Origin of the sequence: Albidovulum sp., assembly GCF_008933605.1 — a bacterium.
In the GTDB taxonomy this organism is placed as follows: Bacteria; Pseudomonadota; Alphaproteobacteria; order Rhodobacterales; family Rhodobacteraceae; genus Albidovulum.
Genome location: NZ_WBUS01000175.1, coordinates 1 through 6,085 on the forward strand (window position 1 = coordinate 1; position 6,085 = coordinate 6,085).

General features: G+C 68.3%; 6 protein-coding genes. 2 read left to right on the plus strand and 4 right to left on the minus strand.

Annotated features, from left to right (window positions below; translation table 11 throughout):
- Positions 1-456 (plus strand): PfkB family carbohydrate kinase (locus F9K34_RS16340; protein ID WP_291338183.1); only part of this gene is annotated, 456 nt, incomplete at its 5' end.
- A gap of 15 nt (positions 457-471) precedes the next feature.
- On the opposite strand, the gene wrbA is transcribed toward F9K34_RS16340, so the two are convergent.
- The 4 genes from wrbA to F9K34_RS16360 all read right to left on the minus strand — a co-directional run bounded on the left by wrbA (position 472) and on the right by F9K34_RS16360 (position 4,344).
- A complete protein-coding gene (gene wrbA, locus F9K34_RS16345; protein WP_291338184.1) occupies positions 472-1,065 on the minus strand; it encodes an NAD(P)H:quinone oxidoreductase in 594 nt (197 codons plus the stop codon).
- A gap of 105 nt (positions 1,066-1,170) precedes the next feature.
- The gene (locus F9K34_RS16350) at positions 1,171-1,596 is read right to left on the minus strand and encodes a DUF1801 domain-containing protein (RefSeq protein ID WP_291338185.1); all 426 of its coding nucleotides are present in this window, start codon (positions 1,594-1,596) and stop codon (positions 1,171-1,173) included.
- Positions 1,597-1,632: 36 nt separating this feature from the next.
- Positions 1,633-2,586, minus strand: coding sequence for an endonuclease/exonuclease/phosphatase family protein (locus F9K34_RS16355; RefSeq protein ID WP_291338186.1), 954 nt, complete (start codon positions 2,584-2,586; stop codon positions 1,633-1,635).
- Between the two features lie 96 nt (positions 2,587-2,682).
- Positions 2,683-4,344: an NAD+ synthase gene (locus F9K34_RS16360; protein ID WP_291338187.1), complete on the minus strand. Its 1,662-nt coding sequence runs from the start codon at positions 4,342-4,344 to the stop codon at positions 2,683-2,685.
- A 201-nt stretch (positions 4,345-4,545) separates the two neighbouring features.
- On the opposite strand from F9K34_RS16360, the gene F9K34_RS16365 reads away from it, so the two are divergent.
- Positions 4,546-6,085: MORN repeat-containing protein (locus F9K34_RS16365; RefSeq protein ID WP_436405758.1), on the plus strand; the 1,540-nt coding region annotated here is incomplete at its 3' end.

Consider the following 6,085-nt stretch of genomic DNA (forward strand, 5'->3'; position numbering starts at 1 on the left):
CTCGTGCTCGACACGTCCGGGGCGACGCTCGCGCGCGCGGCCGAACCGCCGCGCCCGGTCTTCGTCCTCAGGATGGATGAGCAGGAGGCGGAGACGCTCGCCGCGAGCCGGCTAAAGACCCGGGGCGATACCGCGGATTTCGCCGAGGCGCTGGTCCGCAGGGGCGCAGCCGAGGTCGTCGTTATCGCGCGGGGGGCCGACGGATCGGTGATGGCCACGCGCGAGGGGCGCTGGTTCACGAAGGCCGCCGACGTTCCGGTGAGAAGCAAGGTCGGCGCGGGTGACAGTTTCGTCGCGGCCTTCACCCTCGCCGTGGCGCGCGGGCGCACCTTGCCGCGCGCGCTTCAGGAGGGCATGGCCGCGGCGAGCGCGGCGGTGATGACCGAGGCGACGGACCTTGCCCGCGCCTCGGATGTCCGCAGGCTGGTCGCCGCCTGCCCGGTCTTTCCGGTCTGAGCGTCGGCCGCGGGCTCAGGCAGCGATCTTCTTCGTGAACTCGACGAGGCGCTTGGCCTGATGCGCCACGGCCGCGCGGCCCTTGTCGTCGAAGTCGCCGGCCTTGGCGGAATAGCCGTAGGGGTTGCCGCCCGCCTCGAAGATGCACGGGTCGGTATAACCGGGCGCCACGATGACCGCGCCCCAGTGCATCGCGGTGGTGTAGAGCGAGAGAATCGTCGCCTCCTGCCCGCCATGGGCGTTCTGCGCGCTCGTCGTCGCGGTGATGGTCTTGTTGGCAAGCCCGCCCTTCGACCAGACGCCGCCCAGCGTGTCGATGAAAGCCCTGAGCTGGCTTGCCGAGACGCCAAAGCGCGTGGGCGCGGAAATGAAGTAGCCGTCGGCCCATTCCATGTCCTCGGCGGTGGCGACGGGAATGCCGGCGGCCTTGTCGGCCTGCGCCTTCCAGGCGTCCTGGCCCTTCACCACGGCATCGGGCGCCGTCTCGGGAACACGGCGCAGGCGCACTTCGGCGCCGGCCGCCTCGGCGGCCTTGGCGGCGGCCTCGGCGACGGCATGGTTGGTGCCGTAGGTGGAATAGAAGATGACGGCGATCTTGGGTCTGGACATCGGTCCCTCCGTTACAAGCGTATGATCCAGACATAACGCTGCAACGCAGAAACCGTTTCATGCACAGGCGAATAGGACCTGTGCCCCAGGGCACAGAACCGCCTCTCAGCTGGGCAGCACCGGCCAGTGTCGCGCAAGGTCCTCGAGGCCCGCGCGGATCAGCCGTCTCAGCGCGCCCTCGTCCACATCGTCGAGCCTGTTGAGATAGAGGCAGGCCCTGCCCCGCCGGTGCTTGCCGAGGTCTTCAAGGATGGGGCCGAAATCGGTGTAGCCGGGCATGATGTATATGCTGATCGCGGCCTTGCGCGGCGAAAAGCCGGTAGCAAGGGCGTCTCCCTCGCGCCCGCTGGCATATCGGTAGTGATAGCGGCCGTAGCCGACCATCGACGGGCCCCACAGGACCGGCCGGAAGCCGGTGACCTCGCGGAAGATGGCGTCGAGCCGGAGGGCTTCGCCGCGCCGGCGTGGATCCGGCACCGCGGCAATGACGTCCGTCACCGGAACGCAGGTTGGCGCGGTCTTGTTGGGCATGGGGCCATTCTGCCGCCGCGCCTTGACTGCGTCCAGTCAGAAGCGGATCTCCGCCAGAGTCGCGCGGTGATCCGACGGCCAGGGATCGACTGCCATATCCGTGCGCGGGCCGGTCTCGCCCACGATCCAGGCGTTCACGACCGTGAGCCCGTCGGTCTTCGCGAAGGCGAAGTCGATGCGGTCGTGATGGTCCTCGGGGTCGGTCTCGTCGCCCTGTGGGGTCCAGGTGTAGGCCGGCTTTGCCACCGGATCGGGATGGGCCGCCCGGTAGGTGTCCACGAAGCCGGCAGAGAGCAGCCGCCCGGTCGTCGGCCAGTCCACCTTCGCTGGCTGCTGGCCGGTCGCCGCGGCGGCCTCGGTCCAGTCGAGCCCCGAGGGTTCGTTGAAGTCGCCGAACACGAGGACGGCCGCCGCGTCCCCGGCGGCGCTGATGTCGGAAAAGAGCAGGTCCATCGCCGCCCCCCGCGTCCGGTTCGCCCAGTCCTGGGCTTCGGCCTCGGTCTTGATGAAGGGCGCGGGCCCGTATTCGATCCCGAGAAGCTGGTAGGGCTGATAGGGCTCGTCGTCGTGGTGGATGTTGAAGGCCCAGACGGTCGTGCCATTGACCTCGATCGGCACGCCCAGATCATGTTCGCTCGCCGGCCCGATCGGATAGCGCGACAGGATCGCATTGGCCCAGAGCGCCGGGTTTTCCTGCGTCTGGTCGTAATAGTGGTATCCGAGCGCCTCGGCGATGGACTTCGCCACCGACTCGCCCACGGCCGCGCAGCTTTCCGCGGTGCATCCCTCGGGCTCCAGCCGGGTCTCCTGCATGCCGATGATGTCGGCATCCGCGGCCCTCAGCACGGCGACCGTCTCCTCGATCCCCTTGCCTTCGTTGCCGCCGCCACCCCAGACGTTGTAGCTCATGATCCTGAGCGTCGTCTCGGCCGCCGCCGGTCCGGCTGCAAGGACGCCCGCGAGAAGTCCCGGAAGAATTCGTGTCAGCACGGCTCACCCCCCCCATTTGATGGCAGGAGCCCAGACTAGCCCCGAAGTGGCAACTCGACATGACAACCGCCGACCGCGCACGCCGCAAACCGCCGCTCAGCTTTCGTCGCGCCAGCGGTTGACGATCGGATAGCGGCGGTCGAGCCAGAAGGCCTTGCGCGTCAGCCGCACCCCCGGCGCGGACTGGAAGCGCTTGTATTCGCTGATGTAGACGAGGTGTTCCACCTTCTTCACCACGGCCCGGTCGAAGCCCGCCGCGACGACCTCGGCGACCGACTGGTCGCCCTCGATCAGCCGTTCGAGGATGGCGTCGAGCACCGCGTATGGCGGCAGGCTGTCCTCGTCCTTCTGGTTCGCGCGGAGTTCCGCCGAGGGCGCCTTGTCAATGACGCGTTCAGGTATGACGTCGCCCGCGGGCCCCTTCATCCAGGGCCGGTGGTTGGCGTTGCGCCAGCGGCAGGTCTCGAACACGCGGGTCTTGTAGAGGTCTTTCAGCGGATTGTAGCCCCCGGCCATGTCGCCGTAGATCGTGGCATAGCCGACCGCGACCTCGGACTTGTTGCCGGTGGTCAGGAGCATCTCGCCGAACTTGTTCGAGATCGCCATGAGCGTCAGGCCGCGCAGCCGGGACTGGATGTTTTCCTCGGCAACCCCCGGTTTCGTTCCCTTGAAGAGATGGACAAGGGCGCCCTCGACGGCATCCCGCGCGCCCTCGATCGACACTGTGTCGAGCCGGCAGCCGAGTGCCTGCGCCACGGCCTTGGCATCCTCCAGCGAGTGGACGGAGGTGAATTCCGACGGCAGCATGACGCAGCGCACGTTGTCCGGCCCCAGCGCGTCAGCGGCGATCACGGCGACCAGCGCGGAATCGACGCCGCCGGAAAGCCCGAGCAGAACCTTGCCGAACCCCGACTTGCCGCAGTAGTCGCGCAGGCTCTCGACCATCGCGCGGTAGTCCTGTTCCCATTCGTCCGGCAGCGGCACGAGTTCGGTGCGCACCGCGCGCCAGCCGTGCTCGCCGCGCTCGAAGTCCACGTGACGGATGCATTCGTCGAAGGCGGGCATCTGCAGCGCGAGGTCGGCTCCGGGGTTGAGCACGAAGCTCGCCCCGTCGAAGACCTGGTCGTCCTGCCCGCCGACCATGTTGAGGTAGACGAGCGGCAGCCGCGTCTCGATGACGCGGGACACCATGAGGTTCACGCGCCGGTCGTACTTGTTGCGATAGTAGGGCGACCCGTTCGGGACGAGGAGGATCTCGGCCCCCGTCTCGGCCAGGGTCTCGGTCACGTCGTCGAACCAGGCGTCCTCGCAAATCGGCGTTCCGATCCTGACGCTGTTCACGGCATAGGGGCCGCTGACGGGGGCGCTTTCAAACAGTCGCTCCTCGTCGAAGACGGTGTCGTTGGGCAGATGGTGCTTCAGCACCCGGGCGTGGACCTTTCCGCCCTGAAGCACGAACCAGGCGTTGTAGAGGGCCCCCTGCCGGTCACGCCAGGGCCCGCCGAGGCCCAGCGCGGGGCCTTCTGCGCAGTCTTCGGCGAGCCTGGCGATCCATTCCTCCGCCTCCGCCGCGAAGCCAGGCTTCATCACCAGGTCCTGCGTCTGGTAGCCGGTGATGTACATCTCGGGCAGGGCAACCATGGCCGCGCCGGCGGCCTTGCCCTCGGCCCAGGCGGCGCGCGCCTTCGCCGCGTTGCCGGCAAAGTCCCCCACGGTGGGGTTCAACTGTGCGAGGGTCAGGCGGAAGGTACCGGCCATGCGCGTCTCCGTCACTCGAGCGCCCCTGTCTTATCAGACCTGCGCCCGAGGGAAAGCGCCCAAGGCGCCCGGCGGGGCATCGGTTCGCGCAACGCACCGTCGTCAGGCCGCCTGTGGCTTGTCACCGAGGGGGCACGGAATTAGGGTTCGGACCCGTGCCGCGGCGGGTGCGAGTCACGGGTCGGCGACAAGGAAGCGAGGATGGAGCGGATGGGCAGACAGGGTCTCACGGCGGCAGGACTTGCCGCGCTGGCGATCACGGCCGGGGTCGTGACGGACCTTCCCGCCGGTCCCGCCGCCGCGCAGGAGGTCGTCACCAAGGAATACGACGACGGCGGCATCTACGAGGGCACCTTCAAGGACGGCAAGCAGCACGGCCGCGGCACCTACCGCCTGCCCAACGGCTACGAATACAGCGGCGACTGGGTGGAGGGCGAGATCCTCGGCCAGGGCACGGCGCGCTACCCCAACGGTTCGATCTACGAAGGCGCCTTCGTGAACGGCAAGCCGCAGGGCAAGGGCAAGATCACATTCGCCGACGGCGGCACCTACGAGGGCGACTGGGTCGCAGGCGAGATCGAGGGCCAGGGAACGGCGCACTACGCCAATGGCACGACCTATACCGGCGGCTTCACCAGGGCGCTGCATCACGGCAAGGGCCGGATGGAAAGCCCGGGCGGCTACACCTACGACGGCGACTGGGTGATGGGTGTCAAGGAGGGCAAGGGCAAGATCACCTACCCGGACGGCGCGGTCTACGACGGCGACATCCTGCGCGGACAGCGCGCCGGTCAGGGCAAGCTGACGCTCGCCGACGGGCTGACCTACGAGGGCGGCTGGACGGACGGGCAGATGAGCGGCCAGGGCAAGCTGACCCAGCCCAACGGCGACATCTACGAAGGCGGCTTCACGGGCGGCAAGCGCAATGGCAAGGGCAAGGTCACCTATTCGAACGGCGACATCTACGAGGGGGAGTTCGTCGCCGACCAGCGGCAGGGCAAGGGCGTCTTCCGCGGCACCGACGGCTATATCTACGACGGCGACTGGGCAGAGGGACGGATCGAGGGGGCGGGCAAGGTCACCTATCCCGACGGCTCGGTCTATGAAGGTCAGTTCCTGAACGACCTCGCCAACGGCAAGGGCAAGATCACCTATGCCGACGGCTCGACCTACGAGGGCGACTGGAAGGACGGGGTCATCGAAGGCATGGGGACGGCCGTCTATGCCAACGGGCTGATCTACGTAGGCGCCTTCAAGGGCGGCAAGAACCACGGGTCGGGCAAGATGACCTATCCGGACGGCTATACCTACGAGGGTGACTGGAAGGACGGCAGCCGCGAAGGCAAGGGCGTCGCGCGCTATGCCGACGGCTCGGTCTATACCGGTGAGTTCGTTGCCGGCCAGCGCGAAGGCCAGGGCGAGATAGTGATGCCCGACGGCTTCCGCTATGTCGGCGGCTGGAAGGCCGGTGAGATCGACGGGACTGGCGTCGCGACCTATGCGAACGGCGATGTCTACGAAGGCATGTTCAAGGCCGGCAAGCGGCAGGGCGAGGGCGTCATGCGCTACGCGACCGGCCAGACCGCCTCGGGCATCTGGACCGAGGGCGCGCTGACCGAGGAGAAGCCGGCTGCGACCGAAGGCGCCCCGGATGCGACCGCCCCGGCCCCCGCTGATAGCACCGCGCCGCCGGCGGACGGCGCGGTGCTATCAGCGGGGGCCGGGGCGGTCGCATCCGGGG